The organism is Chitinimonas sp. (assembly GCF_036568685.1).
Lineage (GTDB): Bacteria > Pseudomonadota > Gammaproteobacteria > Burkholderiales > Chitinimonadaceae > Chitinimonas.
Map to the genome: position 1 here is coordinate 20855 of NZ_DATCSC010000051.1, position 18635 is coordinate 39489.

Genomic DNA, 18635 nt, shown 5'->3' on the forward strand with positions numbered 1-18635 from the left:
CACAAGTCTTGGTGCGGCCGTTTACTTGGGCTGCTGGCCCAGGCGCTGCAGGCGCTGTGCCATGTCAATGTCCCACATCAGGAAGTGCGGGAACTGGTCAGGATGCGGCACATAGCCCTGCACCCACGGCTGGGAGAGGAAGGTATCGACCTTGCTGAACTCCAGCATCCATGGGGCGTAGGCGGCCACGATGCGGCTCATCTGACGCAGCTTCTCATTGCGGGCCTCGGAGTCGGGCGAGGAGGCAATCTCCTCGTACAGCTTGTCGAACTCCGCATTGCGGAAACGCGACTCATTGGCCGGACCCGAGTTCGGGCCGTACAGGAGCTGCATGAAGTTCTCGGCATCCGGGTAGTCGGCATTCCAGGCGCCGTAGGCCATCTGGTATTTGCCGTTCTGGCGGGCGTTGACCAAGTCGGGGAATTGCACTTTCTTCACATCGCTCTTGATCTTGATGCGGTTCCAGGTTGCCAGCACGTGCTCTTCGTCGTCGCGGGTATCCTTGCCGATCGAGGTCAGGTAAGTGATCTTGAGCGGCTTGCAGCCAGGTGCCTCACGGTAGCCGTCGCCATCGCAGTCCTTGTAACCGAACACATCCAGCATGGCGTTGGCGCGCGCAGGGTCGTAGCGCAGCAAGGCATTGCGGAACTTGGGATCGAAGCCGGTCACGTTGGGGCCGATAGGCGAGTGAGATTGCTCCACGGCACCCATCTGCACGATCCAGTTGTTCCAGGCGCTGTTGAAAGCCAGCGAGAAGGCGCGGCGCAGGGCAACCTGCTCGGGCTTGTAGCCCCCGACCATCGGGTCTTCCATATTGAACATCTTCCACTGCACCGACTGCGACAGCTCGCGGAAGTGTTGCCAATGAAGCTTCTGGTACTTGGGGGCCAACGTGCCGCCCGGGGCTACGGTATTGGCAAGGTTGGAGCCCAGTTCGGCCATGATGTCGAGGCCGCCGTCATCAAAAGCCAGCCAGGCGGACTGCGGCGATTCGATGATGCGGATATCGATCACACCGGCCTGCGGAAAGGTCTTGCCCTGGAGCGCCTTGACCATCGCAGGATCGATGTTCTGGCCACCTGCGACCGGCTCATAGCGGTAGCCGCGGTAGTTCGGGTTGGCTTCCAGTACGATGCGGTTACGCCGCTCCCAGGTACGCAGCTGGTAAGCGCCGGTACCGACCGGGTGGGCGTCCACGTCTTCGCCGTACTTCTCGATAACCTCGCGGGCCATGCCGCTGGTAGCCGGCATCGCCAGGATTTGCGGGATCAGGAAGTCAGGCCGCTTGAGGTTGAACTGCAGGGTGTAGCGGTCCAGTGCCTTGATACCTTCGAAAGGCTTGTCATAGTCGAACTTGCCACCCTTCTTGTTGGCGGCTTCGATTTTTTCGTCCAGACCAATCAGCTTGCCCTTGAGAATGAAGTCCCAGGGGGCACCACGGTTGGCCGGGTCGACGATGCGCTGCAGACAGTAGACGAAGTCCTGGGCGGTCAGCTCGCGCTTCTTGCCGCCAAAGGCCGGGTCGTCCGAAAAGTAGATGCCCTTCTTCAGGCGCACGGTGTATTGCTTGCCGTCGGCACTCATCTGCGGCAGCGCTTCGGCCACCTTGGGTACCAGCTTCATCGGCCGGGCCAGGTAGTCGTATTCGTAGAGCGCTTCGAAGATAGTGAAGTTGACGTTGTTGGAGTAGTGGTCGGTGTACTTCGCCGGGTCAAAACCCGCTTCCGGTGCCCGGAAGTAGTAGCGCAGAACCTTGTTCATGTCTGCCGACTGGGCCGCGGCAGGTGAAGCAAGGCCGGCAACGAGGCAGGCCAACCCTGCGAACGTGGCAAGTTTCATGGTCTTGAAGATCGCTATGGAATACGACTGGTGAGAATGGGCGGGCGAGCGAGACACCGCAACGCTCCCCGGCTGATCACACATGGAATAAGGGCAGGAATGGCTTGCACCACCCTGCCCTGCTTGGCTCGATCAGTGTTGCTGCGCGTAGTAGGTCCAGAGGCGGGCCAGATCGGCGGTGCCGTCGGTGCCCTTCACGGTCTTGAGCGTAGCAATTGCCTTGGCCTTCTGGCCTGCGAGTTGGTAAGCGATACCGAGACGCAGCTTGGCGTCGTCAGGGCGCTTCAGGCTATCCTTGGCGATGCCCTTCTCCATCAGGGCGATACCCTTGGCGGCCTGGCCGGCTCCGACGTAATTCATGCCCAGGCTGACCAGTTGCGAGCCGTCAGCAGCGGCAGAGGCTTCCTGCTCGGCCTTGGCCAGGGTCTGCTGCTCGTCGGCGAGACGTTTGTTGGCGAGATCACGCAGACGCTTCTGACGTTCGGCTTCCTTGCCGGCGCCGAAGATATTGTTGCTGAAGGCCTGGTCGACAATCTTCTTGCCTTCGGCGTTGAAACCTTCCTGCAGAGCAAGCTGGGCCATTTCCATATAGCCGTCGGCCGTGGTCAGGTTGCCGGTAGCGAGCTTGAGGCGGTAGACATCGAGCGCCAGGCGATCGGAAAAGCCGGTCTTACGCTGGATACGGCTGATGATGTCAGTCCATACCGACTTGTCCGGGTAGTGCGCAACCAGCTTTTCCAGCGCGGCGACGTAACCGTCGGTGTTGTTGATCTTGAGGTAGCAGTTGGCCAGCAACTGCAGCTTGTCCTTGGCGGGCGTACGGCCGGCCTTTTCATCGGCATTGACCTGGGCTTGCAGTTCTTTGGCGGTCGCCGCGTAGTCGCCGCTCATATAGCGCAGCTGCGGGATCAGGCCGGTGATTTGCGGGTTGGTACCGCCTTCCTTGGCATAGCGGTTAGCCCAGTTGGCGGTGCTGTTGTAGTCCTTGGCGCGGTAGAAGGCGCTGACCAGGGCTTCCATGGCGCTGAGCTTCTCGGCACCGGACATCTTGCCCGAGTTCATTGCGGCTTCAAGCGATTTGGCCGCGGTCTGTGCATCGCCGGCACCTGCTGCAGCAAAGCCGCGCATCCGGTCGATGACGAAATTTTCGTAGGTACTCTTGTTCGATGCGCCTTCAGCCTCGTGGATCTTGGCGAGGGCTTCCTTGTACTTGCCGCTCTTGAGCAGGCCGCTGGCAGCTTGCAGGGGTTTGCCTACTTCAGGACGCACCGTGTCGGACTCTGCCATGACGGCGGCAGGGCTGGTGGCGACGGAGGTGAGGACAGGGAAACCGAGTGCAGCCCAGAGCAGCAGGCCGGCGGAGAGAGGACGTGTGCGCATCGTTGTTCCGACTTTTCGTTGCGTGAAAAAACAAAGCGCGACGGCACCGCTGAACGATGCCGTCGCCGCCTAGTAGGTATTACATAAACTGTTCGTTACCGACCATACCGATCTTGGTCACGCCAAGACGCTGGGCCGCTGCCATCACTGCAGCAACATCCTTGTACGGGACAAGTTTGTTGGGGCGGAGATGGACTTCCGGCTGGTCAGGGATGGCAGCATATTCACGGAACTTGGCTTCGAGTGCCGCATGGCTGGGCACTGTTTCACCGTCCAAGAAGATGGTGCCATCAAAGTCGATATCGACACGATGCACGATCGGCTCGGTAGTGGTCGGCGGCGGATTGCCGGCCGGCATATCGAGCTTCACAGCATGCAACTGCACCGGGATGGTGATGATCAGCATGATCAACAACACCAGCATCACGTCGATCAACGGCGTGGTGTTCATCTCGGCCATAACTTCCGGATCGCCGGAGCTGTTACCAGAGCCTACATTCATGCCCATGGCTTATCCCTCGTTAATAGGCTGCTTACTTAGCCACGCGGGGGCGGCTCGGTAATGAAGCCGACCTTCACGATACCTGCACGTTGGCAGGCAACAATGACACGACCAACAAACTCGTAGCGTGCACCCTGGTCACCACGGATCTGCACTTCAGGCTGAGGGGTCTTCACCGACTCTTCCTTGAGCTTGCTCACCAGGGTGTTGTTGTCCGGGATCAGAACCTGGTTCCAGAATACATCGCCATCCTTGTTGACCGAGATATTGATGTTTTCCGGCTTGGTTTCGTTCGCCTTGATCGTTTCATTGGGCAATTTCACCGGGACGGTGTGCGTCGCAACCGGGATGGTGATCAGGAAGATGATCAGCAACACCAGCATGACGTCCACGAGCGGGGTGGTATTGATTGCCGATACCACCTCGTCATCGCCGCCGGATTCATTTCCGACGTTCATTCCCATGGCTTAGCCTCGCTTGGACGACTGATTGCTCATCAGCACGTTGTGCAGGTCGGCACCGAAGGCACGCACTTGCTCCATGCCGGTCTTGTTGCGACGAACCAGCCAGTTGTAACCCAGCACGGCGGGAACGGCCACTGCCAGACCGATGGCGGTCATGATCAGCGATTCACCCACGGGGCCGGCAACCTTGTCGATGGAAGCCTGACCGGACATGCCGATTGCAACCAGCGCGTGGTAAATACCCCAAACGGTACCGAACAGACCGATAAACGGAGCGGTCGAACCCACGGTAGCCAGGAAGGCCAGGCCGTCTTGCAGGCGGTTCTGAACGTTTTCGATCGAACGTTGGATGGACATGGTCACCCAGGTGTTACGGTCGATTTGATCCAGCAGAGCACCTTCGTGGTGTTCGTTGGCGTTCACGCCGCTTTCAGCGATGAAGCGGAAAGCCGAACCTTCGTCCAGGGTGCTGACGCCAGCCTTCACGGAACCAGCGCTCCAGAAGGTTTCACGAGCCAGCTTGGCTTGGCGCATCAGTTTGAATTGCTCGTACAGCTTGGTGAACATGATGTACCAGGTGCCCATGGACATGATGATCATGATCACGAGGGTGCTCTTGGCGACGAAGTCACCTTGGCCCCACAGGGCGCCCAGGCCGTAAGGGTTGTCCACGACGACCTTGTCGTCGCCGGCGGCGGGGGCAGCGGCAGCCGGAGCGGCCGGTGCAGCAGCTGCGTCAGCAGCCGGAGCAGCGGGGGCGGCAGCGTCAGCGGCGGCAGCCGGTGCGGTAGCAGCCGGAGCGTCATCTGCGTAAGCAGCCTGGGATACGAAGAGAGCTGCTGCCGGGGCAGCAACAATGGCAGCGGCCGCGAAGAGAGCGGACAAACGGTTGGCTACAGACATGATGCTTCCAGTTCCTTAGCTTAGATTGATCGGCAGAGCCGAAACTTCCAGATTTAACATCGCAACCCACCGACGCATATTAGAAAAGCCGTCGGATTGCACGCCAAAAATTACTCGTCTACCAGAGTAAACACTGCCGGGTAGTAAGTGGTCACATCCTGGCCTTGACCGCGGCAGCTCAGACGCTTCACAGCGCTGATGGCCAGCGAGTTGACCTTGGGGTTGCTCGACTTAACTACACGTGCACTCTTGATCTCACCGCCCGGGCCGATCACGACTTCAACAGTCGCATCTGCCTTGGTGATCTCTTCCTTTGCTGCCAGTACAACCCACTTGTCCTGCATCGCCTGGCCAACTTCAGACACGTTGGAGCACAGACCCTTCACGCTCGGCGGAGCCGGGGGAGCGGGCGGTGCGGACTGAACCGGGGGCGGAGCTGGTGCGAAAGTGGTCTCTGCCGGCTTCACCGTCGTCGCGGCCTGAATGGCGTTGGGCGGAGGTGGTGCCTGAACTTGAACCTCTGGGGGTGCAACAAAGGACGGAGGAGGAGGCGGTGCCTTCATCTCCGGGGGAGGAGGAGGCGGAAGATCCGGTGGAGGAGGAGGTGTGACTTCCTCAATGATCTTGGTCTCAAGCGGTTTCTGAATGATCTGCATCACCTTGTGACCCAAACCGTTCATCAAGGCGTAGACCAATAATGCGTGCAAAAGGATGACGAAGCCAAAGCCGACCAAATGCTTCGCAGGATTCCTCTGCTGCTGCGCAAAATCCATGTTTTACCCTCTATACCCGCCACGCCGTAAGGCAGGATTAAGCAACGTCAACAAGCAAAGCGGATTACGCTGAACTTGCCATCCCAAATGATCATGACGCCAAGCGATGCGGTACATCTTAATTAGCGCAGACTTAACTTTCGAGTCTAGCGCTAACGGTGCCCAGCATCAACCAATTGAGATCGGCGACCGCCCGCAAAACAACACTTAAGATGGGACAATACCACTAAAAGACATGCTCATACCACTCAAGACAGATCGTTGGATTTTTTGTTGTCTTTTTGCGACAAAGGCCACTTGCGTGGCCTTTGTCGTTGGTATGTTGGCGCGCCCGAAGAGATTCGAACTCCTGACCCCTTGGTTCGTAGCCAAGTACTCTATCCAGCTGAGCTACGGGCGCGCTGCAAACCACTAAATATCTTGATTGGCGGAGAAGGAGGGATTCGAACCCTCGATACAGGTTTATGCCCGTATGCTCCCTTAGCAGGGGAGTGCCTTCGACCACTCGGCCACTTCTCCGTCTCAAGAGGTGCGCACTATAGCGGCGCCTTTAAGCCCCGTCAAGCGTTCAGGGCTCTTGATCGAGATTAAATGCTTTATGCAGCACCCGCACCGCCAGCTCGAGGTACTTTTCGTCCAGCACTACCGAGATTTTGATCTCGGAAGTAGAGATCATCTGAATGTTGATGCCCTCTTCGGCCAGCGTGCGGAACATGGTGGAGGCGATGCCGACATGCGAGCGCATGCCTACGCCCACGACCGACACCTTGCAGATCTTGTCGTCACCGGAGATCGATTTGGCACCAATGTGGCCTTGTACGCCTTCCAGGATGCCCAGGGCCTTCTGGTATTCGCTGCGCGGTACGGTGAAGGAGAAGTCGGTATGGCCTTCCACGCCGACGTTCTGGATGATCATGTCGACGTCGATATTGGCATCCGCCACCGGGCCAAGGATCTGGTAGGCAATACCGGGCTTGTCCGGTACGCCGGTTACGTTGATGCGAGCCTCGTCACGGTTGAACGCAATGCCCGAGATGATGGCCTTTTCCATATTGTCTTCTTCCTCGAATGTGATCAGCGTCCCCTCCCCTTCCTCCTGGAAGCTGGACAGGACGCGCAACTTGACCTTGTACTTGCCGGCGAACTCGACCGAGCGGATCTGCAGCACCTTGGAGCCCAGGCTGGCCATTTCCAGCATTTCCTCAAAGGTGACGGTCTTGAGCCGGCGAGCTTCCGGCACCACGCGCGGGTCGGTGGTGTAGACGCCATCGACATCGGTATATATCTGGCACTCGTCGGCCTTGAGCGCTGCGGCCAGGGCAACGCCAGTGGTGTCCGAGCCGCCGCGGCCCAGGGTGGTGAGGTTGCCTTCCGGGTCAGCACCCTGGAAGCCGGCCACCACGACAACACGGCCTGCTTGCAGGTCGGCGCGGATGGCGGCATCGTCGATATGCTGAATACGCGCCTTGGTGTGGGCGCTGTCGGTCATGATCTTGACTTGAGGGCCGGTGTAGCTGCGGGCATCGAGTCCGATATCCTTCAGCGCCATCGACAGGAGGCCAATGGTGACCTGTTCACCAGTCGAGATGACCACGTCCAACTCACGTGGATCGGGCTGGGCCTGAATTTCCTTGGCCAGCGCGATCAGACGATTGGTTTCTCCACTCATGGCAGACACGACCACTACGACGTCGTGACCTTCAGATCGGTATCTTGCTACGCGACGAGCCACATTCTTGATTCGCTCAGGCGAACCCATGGATGTGCCGCCGTACTTCTGGACGATTAGCGCCATTCCTTCCCTCAGGGTATTGCATAGAAAGTAATCGAATCTAAAGAAAGCCTTGCCTGAAGACAAGGAGGCGGTGACTACCTTAATTAGAATATTTCGGTCCGCCTGATGGATGGTCGGGCTATAAGCCAGCACGGAGGGTGCGAATGCGGTCTTGCTCAATACCGGTATGGTCATGGCTGTCTTGGGGCGGCCTGCCTGCGGCGCTGCAGCATCATTCGGACAGGTGCATATGGTATAAAGCCGCTTCCTCCACAACGCGCCTTGGTTCGCCAAGCGACGCAAGCTGATGAATCGCGGTTTCTATACCATCCTTGCCGCGCAGTTTCTGTCTGCGCTGGCTGACAATGCGCTGTTCATCGCCGCGCTGGCTCTCCTGAAGGCTCAGCAGGCCCCAGCTTGGCATCAGTCCATGCTGCTCTGGTGCTTTACCGTTTCCTACGTGGTCCTGGCTCCCTTTGCCGGCTCATTTGCCGATTCGATGCACAAGGGGCGGGCCATGATGCTGTGCAACGGCATCAAGCTCACGGGTTGTATCGGCATGCTGGTCGGTTTGCCGCCCTTGTTCGCCTATGCCATCGTGGGTTTCGGCGCAGCCGCCTATTCCCCTGCCAAGTACGGCATCGTGACCGAATACCTGCCGCATGATCAGCTGGTGGCGGCCAACGGCTGGCTGGAGGGGGCGACCGTGGGGGCGATCATTTTCGGTACTGTGCTCGGTGGTTGGATCGCAGGCCCGAGCGTGGCGGCCTGGTTGGCCACCACGCCGTTGGCGATGATCTCCGGACCGATGTTCGCGTTGATCGTGCTGGCGCTGCTCTATTTGGCGGCGGCGTGGGTGAATCTCTATGTACCCAAGCTCAATGTCGAACTCAAGCCCATCCATTTCAACCCGGGCTATCTGGTCCGCGAATTCTGGGATTGCGTAGTCAAGCTCTGGCGCGACCCGCAGGGCCAGCTATCGCTGGCGGTGACGACCCTGTTCTGGGGGGCTGGCGCCACCATGCGCTTGGTGGTGATCAATTGGGCCATCATCTGGTTGGGCTTCAACTTCCAGCAAGCCACCTTCCTGGTTGCCATCGTGGCCTTTGGCACTGCTGCCGGGGCCATCATTGCCGGTCGCCTGATCCCCTTGAAGGAAGCCTTCCGTGTGCTGCCTGCCGGGGTGGCCATGGGCCTGATCGTGCTCAGTATGCTGGCTATCCACAATGTGGCCATCGCCTCGGTGCAGATGTTCGTGGTTGGTGCGATGGCCGGCTTCTTTGTGGTTCCGCTCAACGCCATGCTCCAGCATCGCGGCCATATGTTGATGGGCGCCGGTCACTCGATTGCCGTGCAGAATTTCAACGAGAACCTTGGCATCCTGGTCATGGTGGGCGCCCACGCCCTTCTGGTGAAATATTTCAGCACCCCGCTCAGTGACAATATGCGCGGTGAGGCCCTGGCCTACTTCCAACACCTGGGCGGTATACCGCCCATGTACGGCATCATCATCGGTTTTGGCCTTTTGCTGATGATCTCCATGCTCTACATCATGCGGCGCCACAAGCGCGGCATAGCGGCCGGCATCATGCACGACTGAGTAATGTAGAAACGGTAAAAAGAAACGCCTCTCCGTGGAGAGGCGTTTCTTTTTCCGGCGCGATCTCTCAGCCCAAGGGGACGTGACCGGGCATGGCGGCGACGCGTGTCAACCAGGCTCGTACGGCGGGATAGTCGGCAAGACTGAAGCCGCCCTCTTCTGCCACATGCGTATAGGCATAGAGCGCGATATCGGCAATGGTGTAGCGGTCAGCCGCCAGATAGTCATGGTCGCGCAGCCGCTGCTCCATGACATCAAGCGCGCGGTAGCCCTGCACTCGACGCTTGGCGATCTCTTCGGCCAGTGCCTCGGCCCGGTCGGTAAAGCGCAACCAGAAACGCACCGTGGCGATATAGGGTTCGTGACTGTACTGCTCGAAGAATAACCACTGCATGACCTCGGCACTCTGCCGCCGCTCGCGTGGCCAGAGTTCGCTGCCATCGGCCAGGTAGCTGAGAATGGCATTCGATTCAGAGAGAAAGCTGCCATCCGGCAACTCCAATACCGGCACCTTGCCATTGGGGTTCTTGGCCAGGAAGTTTGGAGTGCGGGTGCTGCCGTCGCGGACGTCAAGCTCCTGCCAGCGATAGGGCAAGCCGAGTTGTTCCAACGCCAGCTTGAGCTTGTAGCAATTGCCCGAGAGGGCCATGCCGTGCACGGTATACATCGCTTGCCTATGCTCCTTGTCTTCAATGGTGGTGTGCAATTGGAGGCCGCGTCGATCAGTTGAGCGCCCAGTCGATCGGTGCTCTGCCATGGGCTTGCAGATAGTCATTGGCGGCAGAGAAGTGACCGTTGCCCAGGAAGCCGCGATGCGCTGACAGTGGTGAGGGATGGACCGAGCGCAGGATGCAATGCCGCGCAGGGTCGATCAACTCCGCCTTGGCCTCTGCATAGGCCCCCCAGAGCATAAAGACGATGGCCTCCTGTTGCGCTGCAAGCTGGGATACCAGTGCATCGGTAAAACGCTCCCAACCACGTTTTCGATGCGCGCCGGCCAAGCCGGACTCCACGCTCAGGACGCTATTGAGCAAGAGCACGCCCTGCCTGGCCCAGGCGCTGAGATCACCATGTTGTGGTGGCGTGTGGCCGAGATCGCGAGCGATTTCCTTGAAGATATTCTTCAAGGAGGGCGGCGGCTTGACGCCAATCGGTACCGAAAAACTCAGGCCATGCGCCTGACCCGGGCCGTGGTAGGGATCCTGGCCGAGAATGACGACCTTGACCGACTCCGGTGCCAGCGCTTCCAGTGCAGCGTAACGTTGTGCAGCAGGCGGGTAGATGAGCTTGCCCTTGCTGGCTTCCTTGGCAAGAAAAGTATGTAGCTCGGCCCAGTAGGGCTGCGCGGTCTGCGCGTTCAGGAGTGGCCGCCACGCAGCCGGAATGTCAGGTGTCATGCGAATGCTTGCGCTCGTAGACTTCGCGTCGATGGCGACGGAAGATGGTTTTTTCCAGCCAGTCCTGCAGCTCGGCATCCCGGTGCTGAAAGCTGACTTCGATCTGCCATTGCCCGGCTGCGATCTCCTGGCATTGGGTGACGCGGGCGGGCAATTGCAGGGCTTGCGGAATACTGGGCGAGAGATACAGTGCCAACAACCCTTCGCTGCCAACGGCCTGCGGGGCCGTGGACTGCCAGCGCGCGCCCTCGCCACTCAGCTCCAGCGTGCGCGCCGGCGGTGCCGGCTCGCCGCGGGCCAGCAGTTGGCCCAGGAGCTGCAAGGTCAGGTCCAGCCGAGCCTCCATGGCTTGCCAACGCAAGGCATCTGGTCCGTCTTCTTCATCCAGATGTGGCGGGGCGGCTTCCTGCAGCGCCAATACGCGCAACAGCAACACGCCATCCGTATTCGTTGTGCCGGCGCTGGCTTGCCAGGCCAGCGGGGCATCCAGCTTGATCGTCAGGGTCGGGGCCATCGTGCACTCCTTGGACGCGAGATGCTCGCTGTCTCGGATGTTGTTAGGGTAGCGGTATAGGGGTGTTGGTTCCCGCGGCGGCACGGATAGCGCTGGGCGGACAGCTGCACCAGTATACCGCGACGGCAGTTCTGCCTTGCGTCAGGTCAAGAAAGCCGGCCGGGCTTTCCCGCAGGGACAGGGTGCGGAGTAGAATGAATCCGTTGCTTGTCTATTCATGCTGGCTCTGGCCGCTCCTCCCCTTCTGAATACCGCACCATGTCGAATCTGCCGTTCAGCCCCACCGAATTTGCTGCTTTTGAAGCGCAGGGTTTTGTCATTGTCCGTGGCTTGGCGGACCCTGCCCTGTGTCAGGCTCTGCTTGAAGTTGGCAAGGACCATCTGGCCCGCGCCGTGGAGCCGATCGAGTACGAGGCCGATACCCATTACCCGGGTGCGCCTACTTCAAGGAACGCAGAAGGTGGCGCAACGGCACGCCGCCTGCAGCAGGTTTATGCGCGTGACCCGATATTCCAGCGTTGGGCGCTGGATGCTCGGGTGGGTGACAGGGTGAAGCAATTGCTGGGTAGCGAACACGTGGCCCTCACCCAGGCACACCACAACAGCCTGATGACCAAGCAACCGGCCTTCTCCAGCGTGACCCACTGGCATCGCGATATCCGCTACTGGAGTTTCGAGGACGGCAATCTGGTCTCGGTCTGGTTGGCCCTGGGCAAGGAAGTGCGTGACAACGGCTGCCTGGGCTTTCTGCCTGGTACACATCGTATGGAGATCGGGCCGGAACGTTTTGAGAACCGTGCCTTCCTGCGCGCCGACCTGCCTGAGAACCAGGCCCTGATCGAGGCCGCCATCTTTCCTGAGCTGGAGCCAGGGGATGTGGTGTTCTTCCATGCCCAGACCTTCCACGCCGCGGGCTGGAACCGGACCGACGCGGTCAAGTACTCGCTGGTCTTTGGCTATCATCGCCAGGACAACCTGCCCCTACCCGGTTCGCGTAGCGCCAGTTTGCCCTCTATCAAGCTGGACTGAACCCGGCACGAGTGTGTCGTCATGCTGGCCATGACAGTCGGTGAGCAGGCGGCTGGGCTGTGCCTGCTCTGGCGGCGGGGGCTGCGCTATGCTGGCCCGACCTGTCTGAAAGCCCGCCATGCCCAATACCCTGCTCTATGTGGTGGCGACCCTCATCTGGGGTTCCACCTGGCTTGCCATTACCTTCCAATACGGCCAGGTCGCTGCCAGTGCTTCGGTGGCCTACCGCTTCTTGTTGGCGGGTAGTCTGCTGCTGGCCTGGTGTGTGCTGCGCGGCGAGCGCTTGCGCTTCTCCTTGCGCGAGTTTGCCTGGGCGGCACTCCAGGGGGTATTGATGTTCGGCGTCAGCTATATGCTGGTGTACGAAGCCGAGCGGCATATTGCCTCGGGCCTGATGGCGGTGCTCAATTCCAGCATGGTGGTGATGAACCTGGTCGGCATGCGGCTGGCCTTTGGTCGGCCTATCGACCGCAAGTCGATGCTGGGGGCTGGCCTGGGCATTGTGGGCATTGCGCTGGTGTTCTGGCCGGAGTTGCGCGAGGTGCGTGCGGCGTCGAGTTGGCTGGGAGTAGGTTGTGGCCTCGCTGCCGCCTTGTTGGCCTCGCTGGGTAATCTGGCGGCGCAGCGTAACCGCAATATTGGGCTGCCACTCTTGCCCAGCATAGGCTACGGCATGCTGGTGGGCGGTTCGACGGCTTTGGTCTTTACCCTGCTGAGCGGCCAACCCCTGGTGTGGGATAGCCGTCCGAGCTATCTGCTTGCCCTGCTCTACCTTGCCGGCTTTGGCTCCGTGCTGGCCTTCGCTGCTTATCTGACCCTGTTGGGGCGGATCGGCGCAGCACGTTCCGGCTATGTAGCCGTGGCAGTACCTATCGTAGCGTTGCTGCTTTCTGGGCTGTTCGAGGGATTTGCCTGGCAAAGCTGGACGGTAGCGGGCATAGCCTGTGCAGCCTTGGGCAACGTGATCATGCTGGCAGATGTGGCCGCTTGGCTGCGCCGGCGCGGCTGGTCTCGGCTAGCCGCCAGCCTGGCGTAGCCGTTCGTATAGGCAGATGGCGGTCGCCGCCCCTACATTGAGTGACTCCAGCCCTGGCCGCATCGGTATGGTCAGGCGCAGACCGGCTTGCTGCATTACTTCGGTACTTACCCCGCTACCTTCGCTGCCCATGACCAAGGCCAGATCACCACGTAGGTCTGCCTGGTAGAGCGAGATGCTGTTCGCCAAGGCGGTGACGGCGACCTTCCCTGAAAACTGCGCAAGCAGTGCCGGCAACTCCACCCGCTCCAGGATGGGCAGCAGAAAGTGCGCCCCCATGCCGGCCCGCAACACCTTGGGTGACCAGGCATCGGCGCAGGCCGGGTTGAGCCAGACCTGTTCGACGCCCGCTGCGGCTGCCGTACGCAATATCGAGCCTACGTTGCCCGGATCCTGCACACCATCCAACGCCAGAACCAGCCCACGGCTTCGAGCTGCGGGCGCCTCTGGATAGCGCCAAAGTGCCAGGATGCCGCTGATCGACTCCAGTTCGCTCAGGCTGGCGAAGAGTTCATCGTCCAACAGGGCTTTCGGTGCCGTGGTTCTGGCCAGCAAGGCTTGGATTTCGGGCCGGTCCAGAGCGCTTTGCGCCACCAGCACGCGCTCGGGTGGCAGGCTGGCGTCGAGTGCCGCCATCAGCAAGTGCGGGCCATCGAGCAGGGTGAGTCCACTCTTGAGGCGTTCACGGCGTTGGCCGGCCAGTTTGATGCAGGTTTTGACCAGCGGGTTTTGACGGGATTGAATCAGATCCATGGCAATGGGGACACCGTGTGGGGCCGGTGGAGTAGGAAAGAGCGGGCTGCCATGCAGCCCGTGTTGTCGGGGGCTAGTTGCCTAGCTCGCTGCGCTTGGCTTGGCGAGTGAGGGCTTGACCGGTCATCTGGCAGACCTGCTTGAAGGCCGTGTATTGCGCCTCAGTCAGCGGGGCGCCGCGGTTGTCTGCATAGAAGAGGCCAACCGGCTTGTCCTCGACAAACAGGGACATGGCCAGAAAGTCGCCGCCCGCTGTGGCTTGCTTGAGGCTGCGTGGCAAGAGTGCATCGAACTGAGTGCGATTGCCGGCATTCAGCCAGATCGACTGGGGCTTGAGCATCAGCCTGGTCAAGATGTGTGGCGTGGCGAGGTCGATCTGCAACTGCCGCAGCGGGTCTTCTTCGCTTGCGCCGACGATATAACGTGTCTTCAGCGTGTTGTGACCGGCCATCAAAAGGCCGAACAGAATGCGTTTGAAGCCTATGCCCTCAGCCTGGGCACGGATGGCGAGCCCCATGATCTGGTTGAAGGAGGCACCGCTCTGCCCGGCTCGCTGCAGTTCCCGCATGATGTCGTTGAGGCTGGGCTTGGCCGGTTCGGTGGCGGCGGGTTTGGGCCGTGGCCATTCACCGGGCAGCATGGCCAGCCAACGGGCCGGCGGGAATATCTGCGCGTAGGGCCAGTCATTGCGGGCGAAGTGGAGTAGCGCCACGGCGATCAGGCGCCATACTTCGGCTTCCTCCACCCCTAACGCGTGTGCAGCCAAATGGACATCTTCGGTGACGCCCTGTTGCCACCAGCCTTGCTGCAGATGGGCGGATAACCGCAACGCAGCCCGATGCAGCATGCTGCGCTGGGTGCTGGTGCCGCTGTCATCCAACAGCGTGTTGAAGACTTCCGGCAGACGCCAGCGAGCGAACAGCGGCAAGGCGACCTGCGCCAATTCGACCTGTGGTGCCGTGTCAGGCAGGCCGGCCTCGAGCAAGCGCAGCATGCGCGGCAAGTGGCCGAGCAAGGCGGTGACGTAGATCTCGTCTATGCGCGCATCGTAGCGCAGGTTGCCAAAGTCCCGGGCCAGGCGGGCAGCCAGCCGTGCGGCAGCAATCTCCTTGAGCAAGGAGAAATAGTGCCGACCATGCTTGGGTAGCAACAAGGATTCCACCGTAGGCAGGCGGCCAAATTGCTCGATAAAGGTATTGATACCCATCAAAAGCACAATGCTTTCGATGGCGACTACGTCGCTGCTCAGGCTGCCGCGGTCACGCTGATTGATATGGCGTAGCGCATGGGCGGTCAGCAAGGGGTCACGCAGGACCAGTTCGACGATCTCGTCGGTACGGGCCGTCTCTGCCCGCCCGCTCAGGCCGGCCAGCGCGGCCTTGGTCGATTGCAGAATGGGCAGCGGTCGACGTTCCCAAAAGGTCAGCCAGGCTTGCAGCCGTTCATCCGCGGATGCGGCGGGGGTGGCTTGATTGGCAGTCACGGCATTCGCCATATATAGAGCTTTCCGCCCTTCCAGTCGTGAAGTTCAAACACTTCGTCGGCCACTATACCGGGCACGGCGAAACTGTTGCTGATCAATAGGCCGCCAGGATGCATTTCCTGCTTCGCCTTGGTCCACAGCGCGGGCATGGCGGCCGGCGACAGAAAGGCATAAACCACATCATAGTCCGCCAGGCTCACTGCCATCAGGTCGCCACGTATCAACCGGGCCGGGCTGCCAGACAGCTTAAGCCTTAGCCAGGCCAGCAGCCAGGGCAGCCAAGCATGTTCCACCCCGCTAACATTCAGATCCGCGCGGCGCGCCAGTCGCGCCAACACGGTGCCGGTACCGGCACCGACGTCGAGCAGACGGGATTGTGCCGGGACCAACTTATTGAGCGCATCGAGCGCAGCCTGATTACTTAGGTAGAGCGGTACGCGGCTCTGGTCGATACGGCCGAAGACCAGCCAAGTCAGCACAAAGGCTACCAGGTACAGCCAGGGAGGAATGGCCAGCCAGAGCGCAAACGCCAGCGCCGGCGCAAACAGCAGGTGGATCAGCCACCACCAGCGTGGCTGCCCTGCCCAGATGGCCAGCGCTAGGGCGAGCCCTGCCTGGCAAACCAGCCAGACTAGTGCCGGCCAGCTCATCAGCATGGTGAGGCCAGTGGCAACGGCGGCAGCCAGCAGCTGGATGCCCAGCGCCAGCGGGGCTGGCCTCACGGCTTTCCTGTAGCGCCAGCCTGGATGGCTTCGGCTGCGCTGTCGGCCTGCTCCGGTTCACCGGCCTGCTTGCCAGCCAGCTTCATGATGTTCTGCTCGGCTTCCTTGTTCAGCACGATGATGCTGATGCGGCGGTTGACCGGGTTGGCAGGGTTGTCCTTGTCGAAGGGTACTGAGTCGGCCAGGCCGACTACCCGCAAGATCTTGCCCGCGTCCATGCCACCCGTGAGCAATTGCCGGCGCGAGGCATTGGCCCGGTCAGCCGAGAGCTCCCAGTTGGAATAGCTCTTGTCACCGTTCGAGAAGCCCGCAGCATCGGTATGGCCGGACAGCGATAGCCGGTTGGGTACGTCGTTCAGAATGCCGGCGATCTCCCGCAGGATGTCGCCCGCGTAGTTTTCCATCTGGGCGCTGCCGCTCTTGAACATGGGCCGGTTCTGCTGGTCGATGATCTGTACCCGCAATCCTTCGGGAGTGATGTCGAGCAGGATCTGGTCCTTGTACTGCGCGAGTTTGCCGGTGGAGGTGTTCTTGATCGCGTCCTCGAGTTTCTTCTTCAGATCCTCGAGCTTGCGGCTCTCACCCTGCTCCGGGCTACGGCGATAGGCACCGGCCTTGCGTGACAGATCAAGCCCGCCACCCTGCAGCACACTGGTGGAATCGCCTGCGCCGGAGCCACCGCTCATGGCGATGCGCAAGGGGTTCTGGAAGTATTCCGAGATGCCGCGCAGCTCGCCTTTGGTAGAAGAGCCCAACAGCCACATCAGGAGGAAGAAGGCCATCATGGCAGTCACGAAGTCGGCGTAGGCGATCTTCCAGGCGCCGCCGTGGTGGCCGTGACCACCCTTCTTGATCTTCTTGACGACTATGGGCCGTTGCGAATCGTCGCTCATTGCGCGTTCCCCTTAACTGACGATCAGCCCTTCTTGTTCTTCACGTATTCCTCAAGCTCGAGGAAGGAAGGACGGATATGTCCTTCCATGGCCTTACGGCCGAATTCGACCGCTACCTGCGGGGCGTAGCCATTCAGGCTGGCCAGCAATGTGATCTTGATGGTCTGGAAGACGCGGGTGCTCTCGTTGGCCTTGCCCTCGAGAATGGTCGCCAAGGGGCCGACGAAACCATAGGCCAGCAGAATACCCATGAAGGTACCGACCAGGGCTGCACCGATCAGCTTGCCCAGTTCTGCCGGCGGCAGGTGCAGCGAGCCCATGGTGTGAACCACGCCCATCACCGCTGCCACAATACCAAAGGCTGGTAGACCATCGCCGAGCTTGGCGAAGAATTGGGCTGGTATTTCTGATTCGTGATGGTGGGTTTCAATTTCCACATCCATCAGGTTTTCGATTTCAAAGGCATTCAGATTGCCGCCGACCATCAGGCGCAGATAATCGCAAATGAATTCGACCACGTGGTGGTCTTTGGCAATGCTGGCGTATTTGGCAAACAGCGGGCTGGCGTCGGGATTTTCGACGTCGCCTTCAATCGACATCAGGCCTTCCTTGCGCACCTTGGACAGTACTTCGAACATCAGTGCAAACAGGTCCATATAAAAGCTTTTGCCGTAGGGCGAGCCTTTGAGCACGCCGGGAGCCGCCTTGAGGATGCCTTTGAGGTTGGAGCCATAGGCTACGATCATGGCGCCAAGACCGCCGCCGAAAATGATGACCAGTTCTACCGGCTGCCACAGCACATGCAATTCACCGCCATGGGCGGCATAGGCGCCGAAAATACAGGCGCTCATGAAGATGTAGCCAATGATGACGAACATCGAGTACTGCTCCCAGGGGCGCTATTGGCCGATTGGCGCGCAAAAGTGCGCAACGGTTGGATATTAGTGGTGGAGCGGGGTGAATGACAAATTCAAACTGTCGCAAACCTTACCAGAGACGGGTTTGACGCTCATTAAGGTATTGCCTCACCGGACTGAAACTTTGTCTATGGGCTGGGCAGGGGCCAAGTTCGGCCAAGGCTGCCAGGTGGGCCGGTGTGGGGTAGCCCTTGTGGATGGCGAAGCCGTAACCGGGATAAACCTGTTCCAGATCCACGAGTTCGGCATCGCGCGCCACCTTGGCGAGGATGGACGCGGCCGAGATGGCTGGCTCCAGGGCGTCGCCGCGTACGATCGCGCGCCCGCGGCAAGGCAGACCGGGCGGTACCCGGTTACCATCGATCAGCGCCTCGGCAGGCGCATGTTGCAAACCGTCGACAGCACGACGCATGGCCAGCATGGTGGCGTGCAGGATATTGAGCTTATCGATCTCGGCAACGCTGGCGCTGGCCACCGACCAGGCCAGCGCCTGGCTACGGATGGCCAGTGCCAGCGCTTCGCGACGTTCAGGCTTGAGTACCTTGGAGTCGGCCAGGCCTTCTATGCCGTGGCCGTCACCCAGGATGACGGCAGCGGCAAACACGGAGCCGGCGAGCGGGCCCCTGCCCGCTTCGTCCACGCCACACACCAACAAG

19 protein-coding genes and 2 tRNA genes are annotated in these 18635 nt (G+C 60.4%); 3 read left to right on the forward strand and 18 right to left on the reverse strand.

Translation table 11 applies throughout. The features are described 5' to 3' along the window. Window positions 1-21: 21 nt before the first annotated feature. The 9 genes from VIM95_RS08370 to VIM95_RS08410 all read right to left on the reverse strand — a co-directional run bounded on the left by VIM95_RS08370 (window position 22) and on the right by VIM95_RS08410 (window position 7656). Complete coding sequence (locus VIM95_RS08370) at window positions 22-1761, reverse strand: ABC transporter substrate-binding protein (protein WP_331984584.1); 1740 nt, start codon at window positions 1759-1761, stop codon at window positions 22-24. 210 nt (window positions 1762-1971) lie between these two features. Next, entirely contained in the window at window positions 1972-3219 is a 1248-nt protein-coding gene (locus VIM95_RS08375) for a tetratricopeptide repeat protein (RefSeq protein ID WP_331984585.1), read from the reverse strand. Between the two features lie 79 nt (window positions 3220-3298). Then, on the reverse strand, window positions 3299-3727 hold the full coding sequence (locus tag VIM95_RS08380) for a biopolymer transporter ExbD (protein WP_331984586.1): 429 nt from the start codon (window positions 3725-3727) through the stop codon (window positions 3299-3301). Window positions 3728-3756: 29 nt separating this feature from the next. Then, complete coding sequence (locus VIM95_RS08385) at window positions 3757-4179, reverse strand: biopolymer transporter ExbD (RefSeq protein ID WP_331984587.1); 423 nt, start codon at window positions 4177-4179, stop codon at window positions 3757-3759. A gap of 9 nt (window positions 4180-4188) precedes the next feature. Then, entirely contained in the window at window positions 4189-5088 is a 900-nt protein-coding gene (locus VIM95_RS08390; RefSeq protein ID WP_331984588.1) for a MotA/TolQ/ExbB proton channel family protein, read from the reverse strand. A 110-nt stretch (window positions 5089-5198) separates the two neighbouring features. Beyond that, a complete protein-coding gene (locus tag VIM95_RS08395) occupies window positions 5199-5861 on the reverse strand; it encodes a hypothetical protein (RefSeq protein WP_331984589.1) in 663 nt (220 codons plus the stop codon). Between the two features lie 323 nt (window positions 5862-6184). Further along, a tRNA-Arg gene (locus VIM95_RS08400) sits at window positions 6185-6261 on the reverse strand. Window positions 6262-6286: 25 nt separating this feature from the next. Continuing rightward, a tRNA-Ser gene (locus tag VIM95_RS08405) sits at window positions 6287-6380 on the reverse strand. Window positions 6381-6429: 49 nt separating this feature from the next. Beyond that, window positions 6430-7656, reverse strand: a complete 1227-nt coding sequence (locus VIM95_RS08410; RefSeq protein ID WP_331984590.1) for an aspartate kinase — start codon at window positions 7654-7656, stop codon at window positions 6430-6432. Window positions 7657-7942: 286 nt separating this feature from the next. Between VIM95_RS08410 and lplT the strand changes: the two genes are divergently transcribed. Then, entirely contained in the window at window positions 7943-9235 is a 1293-nt protein-coding gene (gene lplT, locus VIM95_RS08415; RefSeq protein ID WP_331984591.1) for a lysophospholipid transporter LplT, read from the forward strand. 67 nt (window positions 9236-9302) lie between these two features. Here lplT and VIM95_RS08420 read toward each other — a convergent pair whose 3' ends face one another. From VIM95_RS08420 to VIM95_RS08430, 3 genes are read right to left on the reverse strand one after another with little or no spacing between them, the layout of a single operon-like run. Beyond that, window positions 9303-9902: a glutathione S-transferase family protein gene (locus tag VIM95_RS08420; RefSeq protein ID WP_331984592.1), complete on the reverse strand. Its 600-nt coding sequence runs from the start codon at window positions 9900-9902 to the stop codon at window positions 9303-9305. 55 nt (window positions 9903-9957) lie between these two features. Then, window positions 9958-10632, reverse strand: coding sequence for a uracil-DNA glycosylase (gene ung / locus VIM95_RS08425; RefSeq protein ID WP_331984593.1), 675 nt, complete (start codon window positions 10630-10632; stop codon window positions 9958-9960). After that, window positions 10622-11146, reverse strand: coding sequence for a PilZ domain-containing protein (locus VIM95_RS08430; RefSeq protein ID WP_331984594.1), 525 nt, complete (start codon window positions 11144-11146; stop codon window positions 10622-10624). The genes ung and VIM95_RS08430 overlap by 11 nt, the downstream gene beginning before the upstream one ends. A 258-nt stretch (window positions 11147-11404) precedes the next feature. On the opposite strand from VIM95_RS08430, the gene VIM95_RS08435 reads away from it, so the two are divergent. Beyond that, window positions 11405-12175 (forward strand): phytanoyl-CoA dioxygenase family protein, encoded by a 771-nt coding sequence (locus tag VIM95_RS08435; protein WP_331984595.1) that lies wholly within the window; start codon window positions 11405-11407, stop codon window positions 12173-12175. 118 nt (window positions 12176-12293) lie between these two features. Continuing rightward, on the forward strand, window positions 12294-13211 hold the full coding sequence (locus VIM95_RS08440) for a DMT family transporter (RefSeq protein ID WP_331984596.1): 918 nt from the start codon (window positions 12294-12296) through the stop codon (window positions 13209-13211). On the opposite strand, the gene VIM95_RS08445 is transcribed toward VIM95_RS08440, so the two are convergent. The 6 genes from VIM95_RS08445 to rnhB form a co-directional block, all read right to left on the reverse strand. Beyond that, complete coding sequence (locus VIM95_RS08445) at window positions 13191-13964, reverse strand: RNA methyltransferase (protein ID WP_331984597.1); 774 nt, start codon at window positions 13962-13964, stop codon at window positions 13191-13193. The two genes, VIM95_RS08440 and VIM95_RS08445, sit on opposite strands and share 21 nt — an antisense overlap. A 73-nt stretch (window positions 13965-14037) precedes the next feature. Then, window positions 14038-15447 carry a hypothetical protein gene (locus tag VIM95_RS08450; protein WP_331984598.1) on the reverse strand — a complete coding sequence of 470 codons (1410 nt, stop codon included), beginning with the start codon at window positions 15445-15447 and terminating at the stop codon, window positions 14038-14040. Beyond that, window positions 15444-16169 carry an SAM-dependent methyltransferase gene (locus VIM95_RS08455; RefSeq protein ID WP_331984599.1) on the reverse strand — a complete coding sequence of 242 codons (726 nt, stop codon included), beginning with the start codon at window positions 16167-16169 and terminating at the stop codon, window positions 15444-15446. The genes VIM95_RS08450 and VIM95_RS08455 overlap by 4 nt, the downstream gene beginning before the upstream one ends. Next, window positions 16166-17062, reverse strand: a complete 897-nt coding sequence (gene motB, locus VIM95_RS08460) for a flagellar motor protein MotB (protein ID WP_331984600.1) — start codon at window positions 17060-17062, stop codon at window positions 16166-16168. The genes VIM95_RS08455 and motB overlap by 4 nt, the downstream gene beginning before the upstream one ends. Window positions 17063-17085: 23 nt before the next feature. Further along, complete coding sequence (motA, locus tag VIM95_RS08465; protein WP_331984601.1) at window positions 17086-17940, reverse strand: flagellar motor stator protein MotA; 855 nt, start codon at window positions 17938-17940, stop codon at window positions 17086-17088. Window positions 17941-18049: 109 nt separating this feature from the next. Beyond that, a complete protein-coding gene (rnhB, locus tag VIM95_RS08470) occupies window positions 18050-18631 on the reverse strand; it encodes a ribonuclease HII (RefSeq protein WP_331984678.1) in 582 nt (193 codons plus the stop codon). Between the last annotated feature and the right edge of the window lie 4 nt (window positions 18632-18635).